The sequence below is a fragment of the Paenibacillus sp. FSL H7-0442 genome (assembly GCF_038593105.1).
In the GTDB taxonomy this organism is placed as follows: domain Bacteria; phylum Bacillota; class Bacilli; order Paenibacillales; family Paenibacillaceae; genus Paenibacillus; species Paenibacillus polymyxa_D.
The window spans coordinates 896,451-914,560 of the sequence record NZ_CP151963.1 but is presented as its reverse complement, the minus strand read 5'-3'; the positions used below and the strand labels follow the sequence as shown (position 1 = coordinate 914,560).

Sequence of the window (18,110 nt, the reverse complement as noted above, 5' to 3'; positions counted from 1 at the left end):
GCCTTCTTTCCATTTTAATAATCTATAATTCTTCTTCGACTTATTTTAAAATTCACTGATTTGGCGTAAAAATTTCTGTGTTCTCTCATGCTGGGGAGTATCAAAAAACGCCTGTGGCGCTGCCTCCTCCAAAATGATACCATCTGCCATAAATACGACCTTGTCCGCCACCTCACGAGCAAATTTCATCTCATGGGTAACCACGACCATCGTCATCCCGTCTTGAGCCAATTCTCGCATAACACCCAGCACTTCCCCTACCAGCTCGGGATCAAGCGCCGATGTCGGCTCGTCGAACAGCATAATTGCCGGGTCCATCGCCAGCGCACGCGCAATGGCTACCCGTTGCTGCTGTCCACCGGACAGACGTGAAGGATGTACATCCTGCTTGTCCGATAACCCCACCCGCTCCAACAACCGTTGTCCGATGGACATAGCCTTGTCGCGCGGCATTTTTTTTACGGTCAGCAGTCCTTCAATGACATTGCCGATGGCGGTTTTGTGCGGATACAGATTGAATTGCTGGAACACCATCCCCGTCTGTTTGCGAATATCACGAATGGCTGCTTGGCGGACACGAACGGGAGCTGTAGCATCGACCTCAATCCCATTTACCTCAAACTTGCCGGAAGACAGCTCTTCTAGACCGTTCAGGCACCGCAGCAAGGTACTTTTACCTGAACCGCTCGGGCCGAGTAATACGACGATTTCACGAGCGGCAACCTGAAAATCAATGCTTTTCAGAACCTCTACCTGTCCGAATCGTTTACCTAATCCGTTTGTTGTTATCATCATCTATCATCTCCACCTTAATAAGCTCGAGCCAGACGCTTTTCCACCCGCTCCAGTATAGCGGAGAATCCAATGCTCATAATCCAGTACATCAGGCCAATTTCGAGCAGAAACGGCATGTAGCGCAAATACTGTGCTTGTAAAAGCTGGGCCTGTCGCATCAATTCACTGACCCCGATCACCGACACCAGCGATGTTTCTTTAAGCATACCCACAAATGTATTCCCCATCGGTGCAATTGCAATGCGTACCGCCTGAGGAAGAATAATACGCCACATCGTTTGACCGGGCGACATTCCCGTCGCATAAGCTGCCTCAGTCTGTCCCTGGGGTACGGCTAAAATAGCTCCACGGAACGTCTCCGACAAGTACGCCCCTGTATTAATACTAAGTGCTAAACAAGCAGCCGTCAGCGATCCGAATGATATTCCATAATCATCCAGTCCATAATAAATGACCGCAATCTGCACCAAAACCGGCGTTCCCCGAATGATCGATACATACATGCGCGCCAGCCATCGAACGGGTCGATTCCCCTTCAACCGGGCCACAGCAACAACCAAACCAATGATTAGGCCAAAAAACATAGAGACAATCGTAATATATAGCGTATAATAAGCACCCTTTAATAAAAAAGGGACGTTCTCCCACATTAATTCAAGCATTGGTTATATTCCCTTCTTTCAGACGAGTGGCCCCATGTCAGCATGAAAGCCAAGACTGGAGCCAGACGCCTCTAACAGGCTTACGTTATTCTTTTGGCTCCTCGCCAAACCATTTTTTGAAAATTGTTTTGTAAGTGCCGTCTTCCTTCATTTCCTTCAAAGCCTTGTTCAAGGCTTCTTTGAGCTCAGGAGTTTTCTGGTTAATGGCTACACCCGCTTGATCCGATTTAATCGGCTCGCCTACGGCTTTAATTTGGAAACCGTTTTTATCAATAATAGGCTTGAGAGCATACAGATTGTTGATTGTTGCGTCAATACGACCAGAGTTTAGATCCTTTAAGGAAGTAATGACATCATCATATGTTTTAATCTCAAAATCGCCTACCTTCGGCAGTACCTCATTCCGCAGATAAGATTCATCATTCGTTCCCAGGCCGACACCAATGGTTTTGCCTTTAAAGTCCTCCAGCTTGGTAATATCATTCGTTTTGCTGTTTACGATAATGTTTACATTGTTTGTGATATAAGGCTCTGTGAAGTCAATAGCCTTCTTACGATCCTCTGTAATCGTCACCTGACTAATCACTGCATCGAATTTTTTCTTTTGCAAACTTGGAACCAGTCCCGAGAATTCTTGTGCCGTGAACTCCGGTTTCACTCCAATTCGCTTCGCCAATTCTTTGGCGATATCCACATCAAATCCGTCCAATTCCTTGTTATCGTTCAAGAAATTGTACGGCGGATAGGTGCCCATCATGCCTACCTTCATTACACCAGCCTTTTTGATTGCTTCGAGCTGGTTACTCGCTGCCACATTACTGCTACCCGCTCCATTGCTAGTATTAGAAGCTTCTGGCTTAGTACCACAAGCGCTTAGCACAAGGCTGAACAATGCCAGAGCCATGAGTGTAGTTACCAAGAACCCTTTTTTACATGTTTTCATGTATCCTTCTCTCCTGTCTGGATGTAAATGATTGAGTTCATATATGTGATTTGGCTATATTATTTGTTGCCAACTACCCATTCATGCGATGTTGACCCTCTAGCTTTGACCTAATAGTCCATAAAACTCAAAATTAGCCGCCTCTGCTGCCAATCTTTTAGCAGTTATCTGTGTGATGTGGTCATGTGTTCCCTCTGAACCGAATAGCCAGCGTGTAATGACACCTTCGATCATACTCATGAGTAGTGCCGCTCTTAATTCGACATCCAATTCAGCAGGCAACATGTTCAGCTCGATCGCTCTTTCCATATTGCGCCGGAATGCCAGCTCCATCGCGGCCCTTGTCTCTCGGATACTCTGGCGCACCGGTTCAACGACACCGCTGCCGATCAGCAGCAAACCCATCAGATAGCGGTTTTCCAATGCAAAATCAAATAACCGAACAAACAGCGCCTCCGATGCCTTAACCATATCAGCCAGCGTTCCCGCATCACGGCGATATCCCTGTCCAATCGCTGATAGCAGTTGTTCACGACCGGTAGCGATAATCTCCAGCGCCAGTGCCTCTTTACTTTTAAAATGCCAATAAAACGTGCCTTGGGCTACTCCCGCCTCTACCACGATATCTGAAATCTTCGTTTGATGGTAACCCTGCTCGGCGAACCGCTTCAATGCAATGTAAAGAAGCTGTGTTCTGCGGTCTGTTTCTTCCCCCGCATGCTCAGCAGGTTGGTCATTTGAGACGGTCTCGGACTGCTTCGCCTTTCGTGGCTGCAATGGGTTTCCTCCTCCCGATTGATCAGTCAGTCAGTTTTGTATTTTTAATCCTATAGGATAAGTATACTTTTGTCAAAGAAAAAAGTGTCAGAAGAAAATAAAGTTTTGCTGCTCCAAGCGGCTTTTAAATTTTAAAAACCGACAGATCCCATAAAATAAGTATTAGACTGGCGCCAACAAAAAAGACAGCGGCAGTCTCAGACTACCGCTGTTTTATTAAACTAACGTTTCTCGTTAGCGTAATGGGTTCTGTCATTAGCCTCAACCGCTTACTTGTTTGCTCAGACTCCTGGCAACAGCTGGGGCATGATGCTTTTGCCATAATCCAAGACGTACTTATAAATCTCTGAGACAAGTTTTGTGTCCTTAGTTTTGTAGTGCACCTTGTTAATTACGAAGTAACCTGTACTAGAATATTGCTCATCACTCGAAAACATCAACGTAAAACGATAAAACAAAAAAGCCGCTAAAATAGCGACTTCAAATGGGACTATGCTCTTGTCCCCCGACAGTTAATCCAGATACAAAATCTCAATCTCGCCCGGAGCGAAGGATTGCTCTGCGTAATTCCCCCCCCAATCACAAAGCGATCTCAAAATGGGTTCAAGTGATTGACCCAGTTCCGTCGTTGAATATTCCACCTTAGGCGGTACCTGATTGTACATCTTTCTGCGAATTAATCCGTCTGTTTCCAGTTCCCGAAGAGTTTGAATCAGCATCTTTTGCGATATATTATGAACGAGTCGCTTAAGCTCTCCCGTCCGTTTAGGTCCTTTTATTAAATAGTACAGAACAAGCCCCTTCCACTTTCCTCCGATAACCTCTAGTGTAACTTCCAGTTCACAGAAAAATGTTTTCATATCAATACACCATCTCCCGATCTAAGAATATCCCCTTCATGTATCGCTTGATCCTTCAAGGATCACTGAAGGAAAAATTGAACGTTACATGGAGGGGATAATACAATCGCCTTTAAGTTGATTTAAAAATCTTTGTCGTTTGAAAATTACTATGTCCTGGTTAAACTTGAGCTACTCCGCCATCTACGAATAATTCAACGCCGTTCATATAGCTGCTTTCATTAGAGGCTAGGAACATGACAGCATTGGAGATCTCTTCAACCTGCCCCACTCTGCCGAGCGGAATATCATTTTTTGCCTGTTCCAGTAAATGATCTAGTTCAGAGCCAAATAACTCATCGTACGCCGGCGTTACGATTGTTCCCGGACTAAGGATGTTTATACGAATTTCGGTCCCTCTCATATCAAGAATCCAGCTGCGGACGAGCTGTCTGATCGCTGCCTTGGATGCACCATAGATACTAAACGCTGGCATCCCCGTCGAGCCAGCAGTGGATCCCGTTAGAATAATCGAACCTCTTTTATTTGGAAACAAAGCTAATGCCTTTTGTACTGTAAAGATGGTTCCTTTCACGTTGACATCGAAAGTCTTGTAGTATTGTGCTTCTGTAATTTCTCCTAATGGAAGCAATGACCCTAGTCCGGCATTTGCAAAGAGAATGTCCAAGTGTCCCTTTTCTCGCTTAACTGTTTCAAATAATATATCTAGATCTTCCGATTTAGATATGTCACCTCGGACACCTGTAACATTCTTTCCGATCTGCTTTACTGCTTCATCCAGTTCACGTTGTCTGCGTCCCGTGATAAAAACGTAAGCCCCTTCTTTTACGAACTGTTGTGCCGACGCGAGACCGATGCCGCTTGTACCTCCGGTTACAACTGCTACCTTCCCGTCAAATTTCCCCATTCTATTACACTCCTTTTATAATGATTTATATGGTATAGGATGCTCTGTCTGCTTCATGAACCTCCTATGAACGATAGTATGGGGGAAAAGTTACAAGAAAAACAGTACCCACTTTTTTGTGATATAGTCACCAAAAAGTGATAATTGAGGCGGCACAAGCGTTTGTTTTTACAGCCTAACAGATGGAAGTGAGCTCCATTAAGTTTGAGATTGTATATGTGCTTTTAATTTCTGCCGGACTTCTTTGTCCGGTTCTGTTGACCCAACAGGTGTCAATGCCCGACTGAAGACCACCATCTGAAATATGACTTATGACGTAATTGAAAAATTCTCCCTTCGGTTTTTGATAACCAATGCTTTGCGAATCAAAGATATCCTCGAAAAACTTATATAGCCCAGACTGCTTCAAGCGTTTGATTTGCGTGTGAGTGATACCATACGTGATTACGAACATTCGATGGGTCTTTGATAAGCGATGACAGACATCCATTGCGCCTTCCATAAGCAATTGGTTTCCATCTCCCAACAATTCTCTATACAAACCTTCCCATTCCAAGCCGACCACGATTTCCCTCATTCTCAACATTGTAAAAGAGGGCTCCATTAATTACTCACCACATGATACCACGTATTTGAACTATCCTGCCCGTTAGCTTAAACAAGTACCGGCAGTCTAATGTGGTGTAGTGCTTATGAAAAGTAAATAAGCCCATAACCGTATTTGGAAGCAAATGAATTTTCCAATTTATAAGGGTATGGGCTCTCTTTGATCCTAAATAAGGCAGTGTAGGTTCTTATCACTTATAAAACATCATCGTCTGCTAATATACATTAGCATGTTGCTCTTATATGGTAAAAGCAATTTGTTGAGCTATCGTACCCCTCGTTCAATGCCAATCCCATTCCGAATAATGGTGATTATTAGGCCCTGTTAGAGCCTCGCGAACGTGATGTAATCGACTTGGACAGGCTCTACTGATTCGATCCGAAGCGCCCGGTTGATCTGTCCCCGGTGATATTGCCCATGTAAGAGGACCTGTGACAGGATGTCCCGGACGGACGTTTGGAACGGAACCCCGCTCTGATTCACATAGTCGATCATCTCGTCCAACTCGGATTCCTCAAGTCCTTCGATATAGACGCGATATTGCTCGGCGTTTTCTTCGAACATCGTCCGGATCGCCGTCAGGTCTTCTGCTTCCTCCCACAACGAATATTGGGCGCTGCCCTTGCCCGGCAATCGGGACAGCCAGACTCGTTCCGCGACCGCGACGTGCCGAACCAGCTTCAGAAGGTCCTTGTTCTTCGTCTCACTCTTCTCGAGCGCGTCCAGGATGCGTCCGTCCGCCCAGTACAGGTGGTCCATCATGCACTTGATCGTCTTCATTTCGGTTTCCCCCTCTTCGTCTCATCGATTACTTGAACCTACTATTAACCGTTAGTTTAAGCATTTAAATGAACTAAAACAACCTTTACACCAGCCTCATTTTTACGTTCAGCCTTGAAAAATCTTTGATACTTTAATTTCATAACTCTTCTCAGGCAGTGCCTTTTTTTAAAAAAATCATTTGGCTAGGTCTATTTTGTTATTGTCTTTTTCGGGTTTTTAGCTGCTTTAACTTTCATGGGAGTTCAATAAAAAAGGAAGCTCCAGCGCCAAATATTATTTAAAGAACATACGCGGGTAGCATGTAGTGCTTCTAAAGGAGCCTTATATTAATCCAAGCACTAAGAAAACGCTTTATTTGCTCAGTCTACAACTTTATTTTCTTTAAACAAAAAGAGAACCTCCACAGAGGTTCTCAGATTGTCGAGAAACCCCGTCATTTTGAGACGTGGGTTTCTTTTTTACATCATAATGCTCTGGTCTCTGGAGAAGCAGGGGGGTTACCCCTGTTTCTCCAGGCGATCTAGGTGGATCGCCATCTTCTTCATGTTCTGCACGGCTGCCGTCATAAGGGCTTGTTCCCTGACGTTTGGAAGACCGCGCAAACGGCAATAGCGAAACCCATGGAGCTCTTTGGCATCCGCGAAGCTTCGCTCAATCGTCTCTTTTCGTTTGCGGTACAGCTTTTTACCAGATGGGCTCAGCCGGTTGCTCCGTACCCACTCTTTGCTGTCTTCCCAGACATGCCGAGTCACCACTTTGCGGTGGTTTCGAGACTGGGTACACTGACTTAGCAGTGGGCAATGCTGGCACTGAGCTGGGTCAGAGGCATACTGCCGGTATCCCTTACGGTCCGTCGTTCGGTAGGGCAGTTCCTGTTGGGCTGGGCATCTATACGCATTGCGTTTGGCATCGTATTCAAACTTCCATTTCGGAAACAGTCCTTGTCTGGGATGGAATCTTCGGTGAGCAATCACGGCAAAAATCTTTCGGTTCTGCAAACCTCGGCAAATCGGCGTTGTTAAATAACCTGAATCTAGTGCAACAGCTTCTACTTGAAAACCAAAACGTTCTCTTTGGCGATCCAAACGGGACAAATAGGGGACAGAATCATGTACATTCCCCGGTGTCACATGCACGTCCGTAATCAGATTGTACTTCATATCCACCGTGCGGTGGTCCAGATAGAAGAAGCCTTCGGGCTTGCCATCACGGATCATATAGCCGCTGTCCGGGTCTGTTTTGCTCACTTTAATTTCTTTTTCTTCATTCACTTCCTCTCGGGATTTTAAGGCTTTTTTCCGTGGTTTCTCCGGTCATCCTTCACCGCTTCGTTCAGCTCGTCCATATAGTCTTTAGTATTCTGCAACACTTGTTCTTTGGTGTACTGGTGCCTGTTAGCATTGGCTTTGACGTGTGTGGAATCGGTGACGAGAACACGCCCACCCACCATTCGGTGAGAGATCGCCTGCAGCACAATTTCATCGAAGATATCTTGAAAGATCGTGGTGTCTTTAAAGCGAGTGCGACGATTCCAGCTAATCGTCGTATGGTCCGGAACTTTATCCGTTAAGCCCAACCCCAGAAACCAACGATAAGCTAGGTTCGTCTGAATTTCTCGCTCGAGTTGCCGTTCTGAGCGAATGCCATAGAAATAACCGAGAAAGATCATTTTAAACAATACGGTAGGATCAATGGCAGGACGCCCGTTGTCTGCACAATACAGTGGTCGAACTTTATCATCGATAAACGAAAAATCGATATACTTATCTACTTTGCGGAGCAAGTGATCTTGAGGAACCAGATCTTCGATGGAAACAAATTCGTAGGATTGTTGTTTTTCGCGGTTGGAGCGTAGCATATCAACACCATCCGTTCTACAATAGTTACCTATATTATACAACATTAACGCGGTGTCGTCTTAAACAAAATTAACATAAAATAGGCTGTCGAGACTTTCTCGACAGCCTGAGAACCTCCACAGAGGTTCTCTTTATCCTATATGTTGCTGCTACAGCAATGCTTTTGCCGCAATATCCGTACGGTTTTGTTTACCTTCAAAGGTAATACGATCCGCCTGTTCGTAAGCTTTGTCACGTGCCTCGGCAATGTCACGCCCCAAGCCAACCACGCCTAGTACGCGTCCTCCGTTCGTTACCCACTCACCCTGTTCGTTGATGCCCGTTCCAGCATGGAATACAATAGCTTCGTCTACCTGTTCCAATCCGTGGATAGGTACGCCTTTGGCGTAAGCTGCAGGATAACCTCCGGATGCCAGCACCACGCACACCGCCGCTTCATCCTTCCACTCAATCTCCACCTGATCCAGCGTGCCATTTACAGCAGCGAGAAAAATATCGAGCAGATCGGATTTCAAACGAGGCAGAACCACTTGAGTTTCCGGATCACCGAAACGTGCATTAAACTCAATGGTCTTCGGCTTGCCGTCCGGCGAAATCATCAATCCGGCAAATAATACACCTCGGAATGGACGCCCTTCAGCAACCATGGCCTTGGCCGTCGGCTTAATAATCGTCTCAATAGCTTCCTCAATAATGGAATTGGCTATGTGAGGCAATGGAGAATACGTACCCATGCCGCCTGTATTTGGCCCTTTGTCATTATCAAAAATAGGCTTGTGGTCTTGCGCCGCGGCCATCGGACGAACCGTTTCACCATCGACAAAGGAGAGAATCGACATTTCCTGACCAGCCAGAAACTCCTCAATCACGACTTGTGCCCCGGCTTCACCAAACACCTTGGTCACCATAATGTCAGAGAGAGCCTTTTCCGCTTCCTCCATCGAGTAAGCGACCGTTACCCCTTTGCCTGCCGCCAGTCCGTCTGCCTTAATGACGATCGGGATCGGTTGCTCCTTCAAGTATGCATGTGCTTCCTCGTAAGTATAAAACTTACGATAGGTTGCTGTCGGAATATGATATTTATGGAGCAAATCCTTCATGAAGACTTTGCTACCTTCAATTTCCGCTGCATTTTTACGCGGTCCGAATACGGGAATGCCTTTCGCTTCAAAAGCATCCACAATGCCATCTGCCAGCGGATCATCGGGGCCAACCACGACAAGTCCGACCTTTTTGGATTCCGCCAGTTCTGTCAGCGCGTCAAAGTCACTCACCGGAATCGGCACACACTCCGCTAACTGTCCGATACCAGCATTGCCTGGTGCGCAATAGATTTGTCCGGCCTTGGGGCTTTTCTTCAGCGACCACACAATTGCATGTTCGCGGCCGCCCCCTCCGATAACCAAAATATCCATTCAGGTGATTCCTCCCGCTCCCATTAAGATTGTTCAGGTGAAAATGCTGCTGCATCCTCAACTCATACAAGTTAGTGCTTGAAATGACGTACGCCTGTAAAGACCATGGCAATGCCGTATTCGTTAGCAACCTTGATGGACTCTTCGTCTTTGATGGAGCCGCCCGGCTGAATAACTGCTGTGATGCCTGCTTTAGCTGCCAACTCCAACGTATCGCCCATCGGGAAAAATGCATCGGATGCCAGTACGGCACCTTTTGCTTTGTCACCAGCCTGCTCGATAGCAATCTTGGCCGCACCGACACGGTTCATTTGTCCAGCGCCTACGCCAATGGTCATATTATCTGCCGCCAGTACGATGGCGTTGGATTTCACATGCTTAACCACTTTCCAGCTAAACAAAAGCTGTTTCAGTTCTTCCTCGGATGGTGCCCGCTCCGTTACAACTGTAAGTGCATCCGAGTCTACAGCGTGAATGTCATTTTGCTGAACGACCATGCCACCTTCAATGGAAGTCACGACGAAGCGGCTTTCCACCTGTTCAGACCGGGAAAGCTCACCCAAATCAAGCAAACGAATATTTTTCTTTTTCGTTAAAATCTCCAATGCTTCTTTCGTAAATCCCGGTGCCAGTACAATTTCCAAAAAGATCTCACTCAGCTTATTTGCTGTATCACCATCAATAATCCGGTTAGCCGCTACGATGCCGCCAAAAATCGAGGTTGGATCAGCTGCATACGCCTTGCTGTACGCTTCATAAATACTGCCGCCAATTCCCACACCGCAAGGATTCATATGCTTAACTGCTACTACTGTAGGTTCGCTGAATTCTTTGACAATTTGCAAAGCTGCATTAGCATCATTGATGTTATTGTAAGACAGCTCTTTGCCGTGAAGTTGTTTCGCTGTTGTCAGTGTACCCTTTGCCGCCAATGGCTCACGGTAAAATGCCGCCTGCTGATGCGGATTTTCGCCATAACGCAAATCCTGGATTTTTTCATAGGTTACAGTGTAACGCTCAGGCAACGGCTCACCTGTCACATTCGACAAATAATCGGATATCAAAGCGTCGTATGACGCCGTATGGCGGAACACTTTTGCAGCCAAACGCTTACGGGTATTCAGCTCCGTATCGCCATCCTTACGAATTTCCTCCAACACTGTGCTATAGTCATCAGCATCAACCACCACACTGACAAAAGCATGATTTTTTGCCGCAGAACGAAGCATCGTTGGCCCGCCGATGTCGATATTTTCAATCGCGTCCTCATAAGTTACACCGGGTTTGGCAATCGTTTCCGCAAAAGGATACAGATTCACAACGACCAGATCAATATAACCCAATCCAAGCTCTTTCATCTGACGCTGATGCTCTTCATTATCCCGAACAGCCAGCAAGCCGCTGTGTACCGCAGGGTGGAGTGTTTTAACACGTCCATCCATAATTTCAGGAAAACCCGTTACCTCGGAAATGCCGATGACAGGAATGCCCTCCTTCGACAACAAGCTGCTCGTTCCCCCTGTCGAAACGATCTCCACACCCAATTTGGACAACTCGCGGCAAAATTCCACGATCCCTCGCTTATCCGATACGCTGACGAGCGCTCTTTTAATACTCACCCTGTCTCCTCCTTTAGCTCTTTCAGAATTTTGCAAAATTCTCTTTTATCATTTTATTTCCCGAGAAATATCGGAAAATGCCTGTACAGCATCCTTGATATAACAATGATATGACAAATTACAATCATTCTTAGAGAAGTGAAATCACTTTGCGACCATTTAATTGGATTTTGCCTTGGGCTAATTTTCCAACTACTTCTGGATATAGCTGACGTTCTACGGATTGAATGGCTGCGGATAAGGATTCCGCAGTATCATGGTCGCTAACCTCCACGACACGCTGGGCAATAATAGCTCCCGTATCCATGCCCCCGTCCACAAAATGAACGGTGACGCCACTTACCTTGACACCATAGGTCAATGCCTGTCCAACAGCATCTTTCCCTGGAAATGCCGGAAGTAGTGACGGATGAATATTAATGATTTTTCCTGCGTAGGCATCGACCATGACGCTGGATAGCAAACGCATGTAGCCAGCTAACACGATGAGATCAATTGATTTCTGCTCCAGTAAAGCCACCAGTTCACGCTCATAGTCTTCTCGAGAAGGATATTCCTTGGGTCGAAAGGTATGGCACGCAACTCCAGCTTTCTGTGCTCTAGCTACGGCAGGAGCCGCAGGCTTGTCACAGATGAGCAATTCTACCGAGGCATCGCCCAGTTCTCCTCGCGCAGCGGCATCCACCAATGACTGAAAATTCGTCCCTTCGCCTGATGCAAAAACAGCAATCCGGTACTCGTTCATTACACCTCGGCTCCCGTAAAGGTCACGATAGAACTGCCTTCCGTTACTTTTCCGATCACATAGGCAGCTTCGCCCTGTTCCTTCAGAACTTCCAGTGCAGTCTGTGCATGCTCTTCGCCTACAACGATTACCATGCCAATCCCCATATTAAAGGTTGTGAACATGTCTCTGTTGGAGATTGCACCTTTTTCCTGCATGAGCTGGAAGATCGGCAAAATCGGCCAAGTGCCGTATTCAATATCCACATTGACGTGATCCGGTAACACTCTTGGGATATTTTCAATAAAACCACCACCTGTGATATGCGCCATACCTTTTACTTTTACCTTGTCCAGCAATGCCAAAACGGATTTCACGTAAATTTTCGTCGGCTCCAGCAGTACATCGCCCAGTTTGCCGTTTAAGCCTTCGATTTCATCATGCAAATCATAGCCCTGCTGTTCCAATAACAGCTTGCGAACCAGTGAGAAGCCATTACTGTGAACTCCACTGGAGGCCAGCCCAATAACGGTATCTCCAGGGGCAACGGAGCTGCCGTTGATGATTTTACTTTTATCTACAATCCCTACCGTGAATCCGGCAATATCATATTCACCCTCGCTATACATCCCTGGCATTTCTGCGGTTTCACCGCCGACCAGCGCACAGCCCGATTGATGGCATCCCTCTGCGATTCCAGCGACTATAGCTTCAATTTTCTCGGGCACAACCTTGTCACAAGCGAGGTAATCCAGAAAAAAGAGTGGCTCCGCGCCCCCGACGACAATGTCGTTTACACACATCGCAACCGCGTCGATACCAATGGTGTCATGACGATCCATTGCGAAAGCAAGCTTCAGCTTCGTGCCGACACCATCGGTACCGGAAACGAGTACAGGCTCCTCGTACTTATCCTTATTCAGGCCGAACAACGCACCGAATCCGCCCAAGTCCGTCAGCACTTCGGGACGGAAGGTACGTTTAACGTGCTTTTTCATCCGTTCTACTGCTTCATTACCGGCAGCGATATCTACCCCTGCATTTTTGTATGCTTCGGACATTCATGAACACTCCTTCAAATGATTGACCCTCCTAAGTCCTCCCTAACAGAGAGGATTCCATGGGGCTGCTCCCCCTGGACCTCTCAAGAGTCGGTCAGATGCGTAGGGTTGGGTGCTGCTTGGTGTATGGTTCGTGCTGTGAGTCGCGTGCTTTCCTTTGTGAATTGCGGGGCATTCCCGTAATTCACAAGGACACGCTTTGGTGCGTTGCCGCCTTCACGGCGGCGGGGGCACGTCCCGGGCTGTTTGCTTCGCAAAGGCGGGGACGTGCCGGGCAAAGAAGTGAGCAGCGCCAACGGGCGGCTTACTTCTTTGCCCTTTGAGGCAGGCAGCTTTGCCTTGCCTGCTATTGAGCTTCGCTTCGCGGCTCAACCTTACAAGAGCAGGGTGACTTTTTACGAGTCACCGCTCCGCTAAAAACTCATGGCATGAAATAGTTATGCCATGAGTTTTTAACTGCCTTACCTATCCTCTTCTTGGTGGGAACCAAAGAGGTACAGGCACTGCTGCAATAATGCTGCATACCTGAGAAACGCAGCGGGTGGAAGGATTCTGGAGAAGCGAAAGCGTTCGCCTTTGCAGCTGGATTCCAACCCTGTAAGGGATTATTTCAATCCAGGAATCCAGCGGCAACAGCGATCGTAAGAACCTTCCACACGCGGAGTAGCCCCCTCAGAACCGCATTATATGGCGCTAGTACCTCTTTTGTTCCCTATACTAACAACTACATCCGAACTTCTCTTCGCCTTTGAAATCTACCTGAGTCGGGTAATCATTATCGAAACAAGCTAGGCACAAGCCGCCTTTGTAATCCTGTTCGTTATATCCACCTACAGCGGCAATCAAACCCTCGGCGCTCATAAAGTAAAGCGAATCGGCGTTAATTTCCTCACGAATTTCCTCGACGGTTTTAGATGAAGCAATCAGTTCCCGGCGATCCGGCGTGTCAATACCGTAGAAGCACGGGTTTTTGAAAGGCGGCGAGGTAATACGTACATGTACCTCCAACGCTCCCGCATCACGCAGCATATTCACGATTCGACGGGATGTAGTGCCCCGGACGATAGAATCGTCGATCATAATGACTCGTTTACCTTCAACAACGCGGCGTACAGCGCTCAGCTTCATTTTCACACCCTGCTCGCGCAGCTCCTGACTCGGCTGAATGAAGGTACGTCCAGTGTATTTATTTTTAATCATGCCCAGCTCATAAGGAATACCTGTCTGCTCTGCATAACCAATCGCAGCCGAAATACTGGAGTCCGGTACACCGGTAACCAAATCTGCATCAACAAAAGCTTCCAGCGCCATCTGGCTGCCCATTCTTTTGCGTGCAGCATGAAGATTAGAACCATTCAAGTCACTGTCAGGCCGGGCAAAATAAATATATTCCATCGCACATAGCGCTTTACGGTGCTTTTCTTCCGTGTAACGATCTTCATGCAGTCCATTTTTGTCCAACACCAACAGCTCACCCGGTTCGATATCGCGCAGCAACTCTGCCCCAATCGTTTCCAGGGCACAAGACTCGGATGCGAACAGATAAGCATCTCCCAGTCTGCCCATCGTGATTGGACGCAGACCATTGGGGTCGGAAGCCACGAGCAGCTTGTCGTTGGTCATAATAAGGAAAGCAAACCCGCCGACAATACGCTTCAATGCATCCTTAGCGGCCTCCACCAAATCCTTGGACGATCGTGCGATCAAATGTGCTACTACTTCTGTATCGCTGGTCGTTTGAAAAATAGACCCGCCCTGCTCCAGCTCATGCCGGATTTGCAAAGCATTCACGATATTCCCGTTCGTGGCTACTGCCAAATCGCCATCACGATACTTGAACACCAAAGGCTGTGCATTCGTCAGCTTACTGTCTCCACTTGTCGAGTAGCGCACATGTCCTATGGCAATATCGCCTGTCAGCGAAGCCATCAAATCTTTATTGAATACTTCTTTTACAAGACCCATACCACGATGATAATGGAACTCGTCACCACTGCTCACACAGATGCCTGCACTTTCCTCCCCACGATGCTGGAGTGCATGCAATCCGTAATATGCTAGGGAAGCGGCATCGGAGTGTCTATACACACCGAATACGCCGCATTCCTCTTTTAATTTATCAAACAGCCCCTCTTTACCAGAGCCTTCATTATAATAATCTCCAGTCCACAACGTCCGTGCTGTTATTTCATCAGACATGGAATGACATCCTCCCAGATTTGCTTCAAACTGGCGACTGCCTCGTTCAAAGCGGGTTGTCCGTTCACCTCAACTGTCAATTGTGATCCTTCAACTTTTCCTAATACGGTAACTGGCACTTCCAAACCACGTAGATGTGCTTCCAGCGCAGACGCTTTATCCGGCGATGCAGATAACAAAATACGGGACTGGCTTTCGCTAAACAAGGCATGGTCAGGACGCAAAGTCGTTTCTACGTTGACCTGTGCTCCCAATCCGCCGCTAATCCCGGATTCCGCAAGCGCTACAGCCAATCCGCCCTCTGCCAAATCATGCGCAGATTGTACCAATCCGCCCTGAATCGCTCCCAGTACCGCAGTCAGCAGCTTTTTCTCTACGTTCAAATCCAGCTCAGGAGGGCGTCCCTCGGATACACCGTGTACGACAGCTTGGAACTCGCTACCTCCCAGCTCGGCCTTCGTTTCCCCCACCAAGAAAATCACATCACCCTCGGCTTTGAAGCCTTGTGTCGTAATATGATCTGTATCATGTACCAGACCTACCATACCAACAACAGGCGTCGGATAGATGGAGCCTTTGGTATTTTCGTTGTACAAGCTGACATTACCCCCGATAACAGGTGTATCCAGTACACGGCAAGCTTCAGCCATACCATCTACGGCTTTTTCCATTTGCCAGAAAATATCCGGCTTTTCAGGGTTACCGAAGTTCAGGTTATCTGTAATCGCCAAAGGCTCGCCGCCAGAACATACAATGTTACGTGCTGCTTCGCTAACTGCAATCCGTCCGCCTACCTCTGGATCCAGGTATACATAACGTCCGTTACAATCTGTCGTCATGGCGAGACCCTTACGAGTTCCACGCACGGTTACTACAGCTGCATCCGATCCCGGACGAACGGCTGTACTCGTGCGAACCATGTAGTCATACTGCTCGTATACCCATTTCTTACTGGCTACACTTGGTGAAGACAGCACCTTTTTCAGCGCACCGTTCAAATCTGTCACTTCTGCATAACGAAGTGTGTCAATAGCAGCATTTTGCTCATAATAAGCGGGGATTTCGGAAGGCTTGTCATAAATCGGGCATTCATCAACCAGTGCCGTCACTGGCATATCTCCGACCACTTCATTGTGATGGAACAAACGCAAACGACCGTCATCCGTCACTTTACCGACCTTGGCACAAATAACGCCCCAGCGCTCGAAAATTTCCAGTGCCTGTGCTTCATCCTTAGGCTCTACTACGAACAGCATCCGTTCTTGTGATTCGGACAGCATCATTTCATAAGGTGTCATACCCTCTTCACGCTGCGGTACCTGATCCAGATACAGCTCCAGGCCGTTGCCAGCCTTACTCGCCATCTCCGCGCTGGAGCAGGTGAGTCCTGCGGCACCCATATCCTGAATACCCAGCACAATACCACTATCGATCAGTTCCAGACATGATTCCATAACCAGCTTCTCCATAAAAGGATCGCCTACTTGAACCGCAGTCCGGTTCGCTTCAGATTCTTCTGTCAGCTCAACCGATGCGAATGTCGCTCCGTGAATCCCATCACGACCTGTCGGTGGGCCCACATAGAACACCGGGTTACCGACCCCTTTAGCAACACCACGCTGGATTTTATCATGGTCAATCAGTCCGACACACATTGCATTAACGAGCGGGTTGCCTTCGTAGCTTTCATCAAATACAACCTCGCCACCTACAGTCGGAATACCGATACAGTTCCCGTAGCCCGCAATACCAGATACCACATGCTCGAACAAATATTTCACACGGTCGCTCTCCAGCTTGCCAAAACGCAGAGAGTTCAACACCGCAACGGGTCTTGCACCCATGGAGAAAATATCACGGATGATACCGCCTACCCCAGTCGCTGCCCCTTGAAAAGGCTCCACAGCCGACGGATGGTTATGGCTTTCGATTTTAAATACAACCGCTTGGTTATCACCGATATCTACAATGCCTGCGCCCTCGCCGGGTCCCATCAGCACTCGTGGACCGCTCGTTGGAAAACGACGCAATAACGGCTTGGAGTTTTTGTAAGCACAATGCTCTGACCACATGACACTGAATACACCAATCTCCGTATAATTCGGCTGACGTCCCATGAATTCACAGATCAACGCATATTCGCTATCCGACACACCCATCTGCTGGTACAGTTTATGCTCGGCAACCTGCTCTGCCGTTGGTTCCTTAGCGGACACTTGCTGCGCCATGTCGATCCCTCCATGCGTTCAAAATAGATGTAAACATACGTTTGCCGTCATCCGTTCCGAGCAATGCGTCCACCGCGCGTTCAGGGTGAGGCATCATGCCCAGCACGTTTCCTTGTTCATTACAAATCCCTGCGATATCCGTCATGGAACCGTTTGGATTATCTTTATACGTAAATACGATCTGGTTATTCGCCTGCAAGCGAGCCAGCGTCTCATCATCACAGTAATAGTTGCCTTCGCCGTGTGCGATCGGAATGACGATCTTTTCACCAGCAGCGTAATCTTTAGTAAAAGGTGTTTGGTTATTCGCAACCTGCAACACCGTATCCCGGCATAGGAATTTCATCGACAGATTACGGCGTAAAGCCCCTGGCAACAGACCGGCTTCGGTCAGAATTTGAAAACCGTTGCAAATACCCAAAATATATTTGCCCTCGGCAGCCGCTTTCGCAACTTCCTTCATCACCGGTGCAAACCGGGAAATCGCACCGCAGCGTAGATAATCCCCGTAAGAGAAGCCGCCAGGAACAAGAATACAATCATAAGACGACAGATCCGTCGCAGTATGCCATACATAATCGACAGGTTCACCGACCGTGTCTTCTATCGCCTTATAGCAGTCAATATCACAGTTGGAGCCCGGAAAAACCAGAACTGCAAATTTCATGGAA

At 47.6% G+C, this 18,110-nt stretch carries 17 protein-coding genes; 1 reads left to right on the top strand and 16 read right to left on the bottom strand.

Features of this window, described 5'->3' with window-relative positions:
• Positions 1-45 precede the first annotated feature (45 nt).
• From MHH57_RS04070 to purM, 13 genes are all read right to left on the bottom strand, one after another.
• Entirely contained in the window at positions 46-795 is a 750-nt protein-coding gene (locus MHH57_RS04070) for an amino acid ABC transporter ATP-binding protein (protein ID WP_080710711.1), read from the bottom strand.
• Positions 796-809: 14 nt separating this feature from the next.
• Entirely contained in the window at positions 810-1,457 is a 648-nt protein-coding gene (locus tag MHH57_RS04065) for an amino acid ABC transporter permease (protein WP_029517154.1), read from the bottom strand.
• 85 nt (positions 1,458-1,542) lie between these two features.
• A complete protein-coding gene (locus MHH57_RS04060; protein ID WP_342434851.1) occupies positions 1,543-2,400 on the bottom strand; it encodes a transporter substrate-binding domain-containing protein in 858 nt (285 codons plus the stop codon).
• 99 nt (positions 2,401-2,499) lie between these two features.
• Positions 2,500-3,177, bottom strand: a complete 678-nt coding sequence (locus MHH57_RS04055; protein WP_342434850.1) for a TetR family transcriptional regulator — start codon at positions 3,175-3,177, stop codon at positions 2,500-2,502.
• 512 nt (positions 3,178-3,689) lie between these two features.
• Positions 3,690-4,037 (bottom strand): winged helix-turn-helix transcriptional regulator, encoded by a 348-nt coding sequence (locus MHH57_RS04050; protein ID WP_019685981.1) that lies wholly within the window; start codon positions 4,035-4,037, stop codon positions 3,690-3,692.
• Between the two features lie 160 nt (positions 4,038-4,197).
• Entirely contained in the window at positions 4,198-4,944 is a 747-nt protein-coding gene (locus MHH57_RS04045; protein ID WP_165149917.1) for an SDR family oxidoreductase, read from the bottom strand.
• A 175-nt stretch (positions 4,945-5,119) separates the two neighbouring features.
• Positions 5,120-5,530 (bottom strand): haloacid dehalogenase, encoded by a 411-nt coding sequence (locus MHH57_RS04040; protein WP_318628208.1) that lies wholly within the window; start codon positions 5,528-5,530, stop codon positions 5,120-5,122.
• A gap of 345 nt (positions 5,531-5,875) precedes the next feature.
• Positions 5,876-6,331, bottom strand: a complete 456-nt coding sequence (locus MHH57_RS04035) for a DinB family protein (protein WP_340884372.1) — start codon at positions 6,329-6,331, stop codon at positions 5,876-5,878.
• A gap of 500 nt (positions 6,332-6,831) precedes the next feature.
• Positions 6,832-8,192, bottom strand: a protein-coding gene (locus tag MHH57_RS04030; RefSeq protein ID WP_241113430.1) for an IS1182 family transposase whose coding sequence is annotated in 2 segments (ribosomal slippage) — positions 6,832-7,625 and positions 7,625-8,192 — 1,362 coding nt in all. Because the reading frame shifts where the segments join, the coding sequence is not laid out codon by codon here.
• Positions 8,193-8,342: 150 nt separating this feature from the next.
• Positions 8,343-9,608 (bottom strand): phosphoribosylamine--glycine ligase, encoded by a 1,266-nt coding sequence (purD, locus tag MHH57_RS04025; RefSeq protein ID WP_342434849.1) that lies wholly within the window; start codon positions 9,606-9,608, stop codon positions 8,343-8,345.
• 71 nt (positions 9,609-9,679) lie between these two features.
• Complete coding sequence (gene purH, locus MHH57_RS04020; protein WP_209950366.1) at positions 9,680-11,227, bottom strand: bifunctional phosphoribosylaminoimidazolecarboxamide formyltransferase/IMP cyclohydrolase; 1,548 nt, start codon at positions 11,225-11,227, stop codon at positions 9,680-9,682.
• A gap of 130 nt (positions 11,228-11,357) precedes the next feature.
• The gene (purN, locus tag MHH57_RS04015) at positions 11,358-11,972 is read right to left on the bottom strand and encodes a phosphoribosylglycinamide formyltransferase (protein ID WP_209950367.1); all 615 of its coding nucleotides are present in this window, start codon (positions 11,970-11,972) and stop codon (positions 11,358-11,360) included.
• A complete protein-coding gene (purM, locus tag MHH57_RS04010; protein WP_209950368.1) occupies positions 11,972-13,012 on the bottom strand; it encodes a phosphoribosylformylglycinamidine cyclo-ligase in 1,041 nt (346 codons plus the stop codon). Before purM ends, purN begins: the two co-directional genes overlap by 1 nt.
• A gap of 246 nt (positions 13,013-13,258) precedes the next feature.
• Here purM and MHH57_RS04005 point away from each other — a divergent pair, with 246 nt between their 5' ends.
• A complete protein-coding gene (locus MHH57_RS04005; RefSeq protein ID WP_342434848.1) occupies positions 13,259-13,429 on the top strand; it encodes a hypothetical protein in 171 nt (56 codons plus the stop codon).
• Between the two features lie 300 nt (positions 13,430-13,729).
• Here the strand turns inward: MHH57_RS04005 and purF are convergent, their stop codons facing one another.
• From purF to purQ, 3 genes are read right to left on the bottom strand one after another with little or no spacing between them, the layout of a single operon-like run.
• Positions 13,730-15,211 carry an amidophosphoribosyltransferase gene (gene purF / locus MHH57_RS04000; RefSeq protein WP_029516033.1) on the bottom strand — a complete coding sequence of 494 codons (1,482 nt, stop codon included), beginning with the start codon at positions 15,209-15,211 and terminating at the stop codon, positions 13,730-13,732.
• Positions 15,196-17,439, bottom strand: a complete 2,244-nt coding sequence (gene purL / locus MHH57_RS03995; RefSeq protein ID WP_039272360.1) for a phosphoribosylformylglycinamidine synthase subunit PurL — start codon at positions 17,437-17,439, stop codon at positions 15,196-15,198. The genes purF and purL overlap by 16 nt, the downstream gene beginning before the upstream one ends.
• Positions 17,417-18,106 (bottom strand): phosphoribosylformylglycinamidine synthase subunit PurQ, encoded by a 690-nt coding sequence (gene purQ / locus MHH57_RS03990; protein WP_039272358.1) that lies wholly within the window; start codon positions 18,104-18,106, stop codon positions 17,417-17,419. The genes purL and purQ overlap by 23 nt, the downstream gene beginning before the upstream one ends.
• Between the last annotated feature and the right edge of the window lie 4 nt (positions 18,107-18,110).

Excerpts from the sequence above, each read along its gene's own strand:
- MHH57_RS04070 (WP_080710711.1), bottom strand. The coding sequence starts at position 795 with ATGATGATAACAACAAACGGATTAGGTAAACGATTCGGACAGGTAGAG.
- MHH57_RS04065 (WP_029517154.1), bottom strand. The coding sequence starts at position 1,457 with ATGCTTGAATTAATGTGGGAGAACGTCCCTTTTTTATTAAAGGGTGCT.
- MHH57_RS04060 (WP_342434851.1), bottom strand. The coding sequence starts at position 2,400 with ATGAAAACATGTAAAAAAGGGTTCTTGGTAACTACACTCATGGCTCTG.
- MHH57_RS04050 (WP_019685981.1), bottom strand. The coding sequence starts at position 4,037 with ATGAAAACATTTTTCTGTGAACTGGAAGTTACACTAGAGGTTATCGGA.
- MHH57_RS04045 (WP_165149917.1), bottom strand. The coding sequence starts at position 4,944 with ATGGGGAAATTTGACGGGAAGGTAGCAGTTGTAACCGGAGGTACAAGC.
- MHH57_RS04040 (WP_318628208.1), bottom strand. The coding sequence starts at position 5,530 with ATGTTGAGAATGAGGGAAATCGTGGTCGGCTTGGAATGGGAAGGTTTG.
- MHH57_RS04035 (WP_340884372.1), bottom strand. The coding sequence starts at position 6,331 with ATGAAGACGATCAAGTGCATGATGGACCACCTGTACTGGGCGGACGGA.
- purD (WP_342434849.1), bottom strand. The coding sequence starts at position 9,608 with ATGGATATTTTGGTTATCGGAGGGGGCGGCCGCGAACATGCAATTGTG.
- purN (WP_209950367.1), bottom strand. The coding sequence starts at position 11,972 with ATGAACGAGTACCGGATTGCTGTTTTTGCATCAGGCGAAGGGACGAAT.
- purM (WP_209950368.1), bottom strand. The coding sequence starts at position 13,012 with ATGTCCGAAGCATACAAAAATGCAGGGGTAGATATCGCTGCCGGTAAT.
- purF (WP_029516033.1), bottom strand. The coding sequence starts at position 15,211 with ATGTCTGATGAAATAACAGCACGGACGTTGTGGACTGGAGATTATTAT.
- purL (WP_039272360.1), bottom strand. The coding sequence starts at position 17,439 with ATGGCGCAGCAAGTGTCCGCTAAGGAACCAACGGCAGAGCAGGTTGCC.
- purQ (WP_039272358.1), bottom strand. The coding sequence starts at position 18,106 with ATGAAATTTGCAGTTCTGGTTTTTCCGGGCTCCAACTGTGATATTGAC.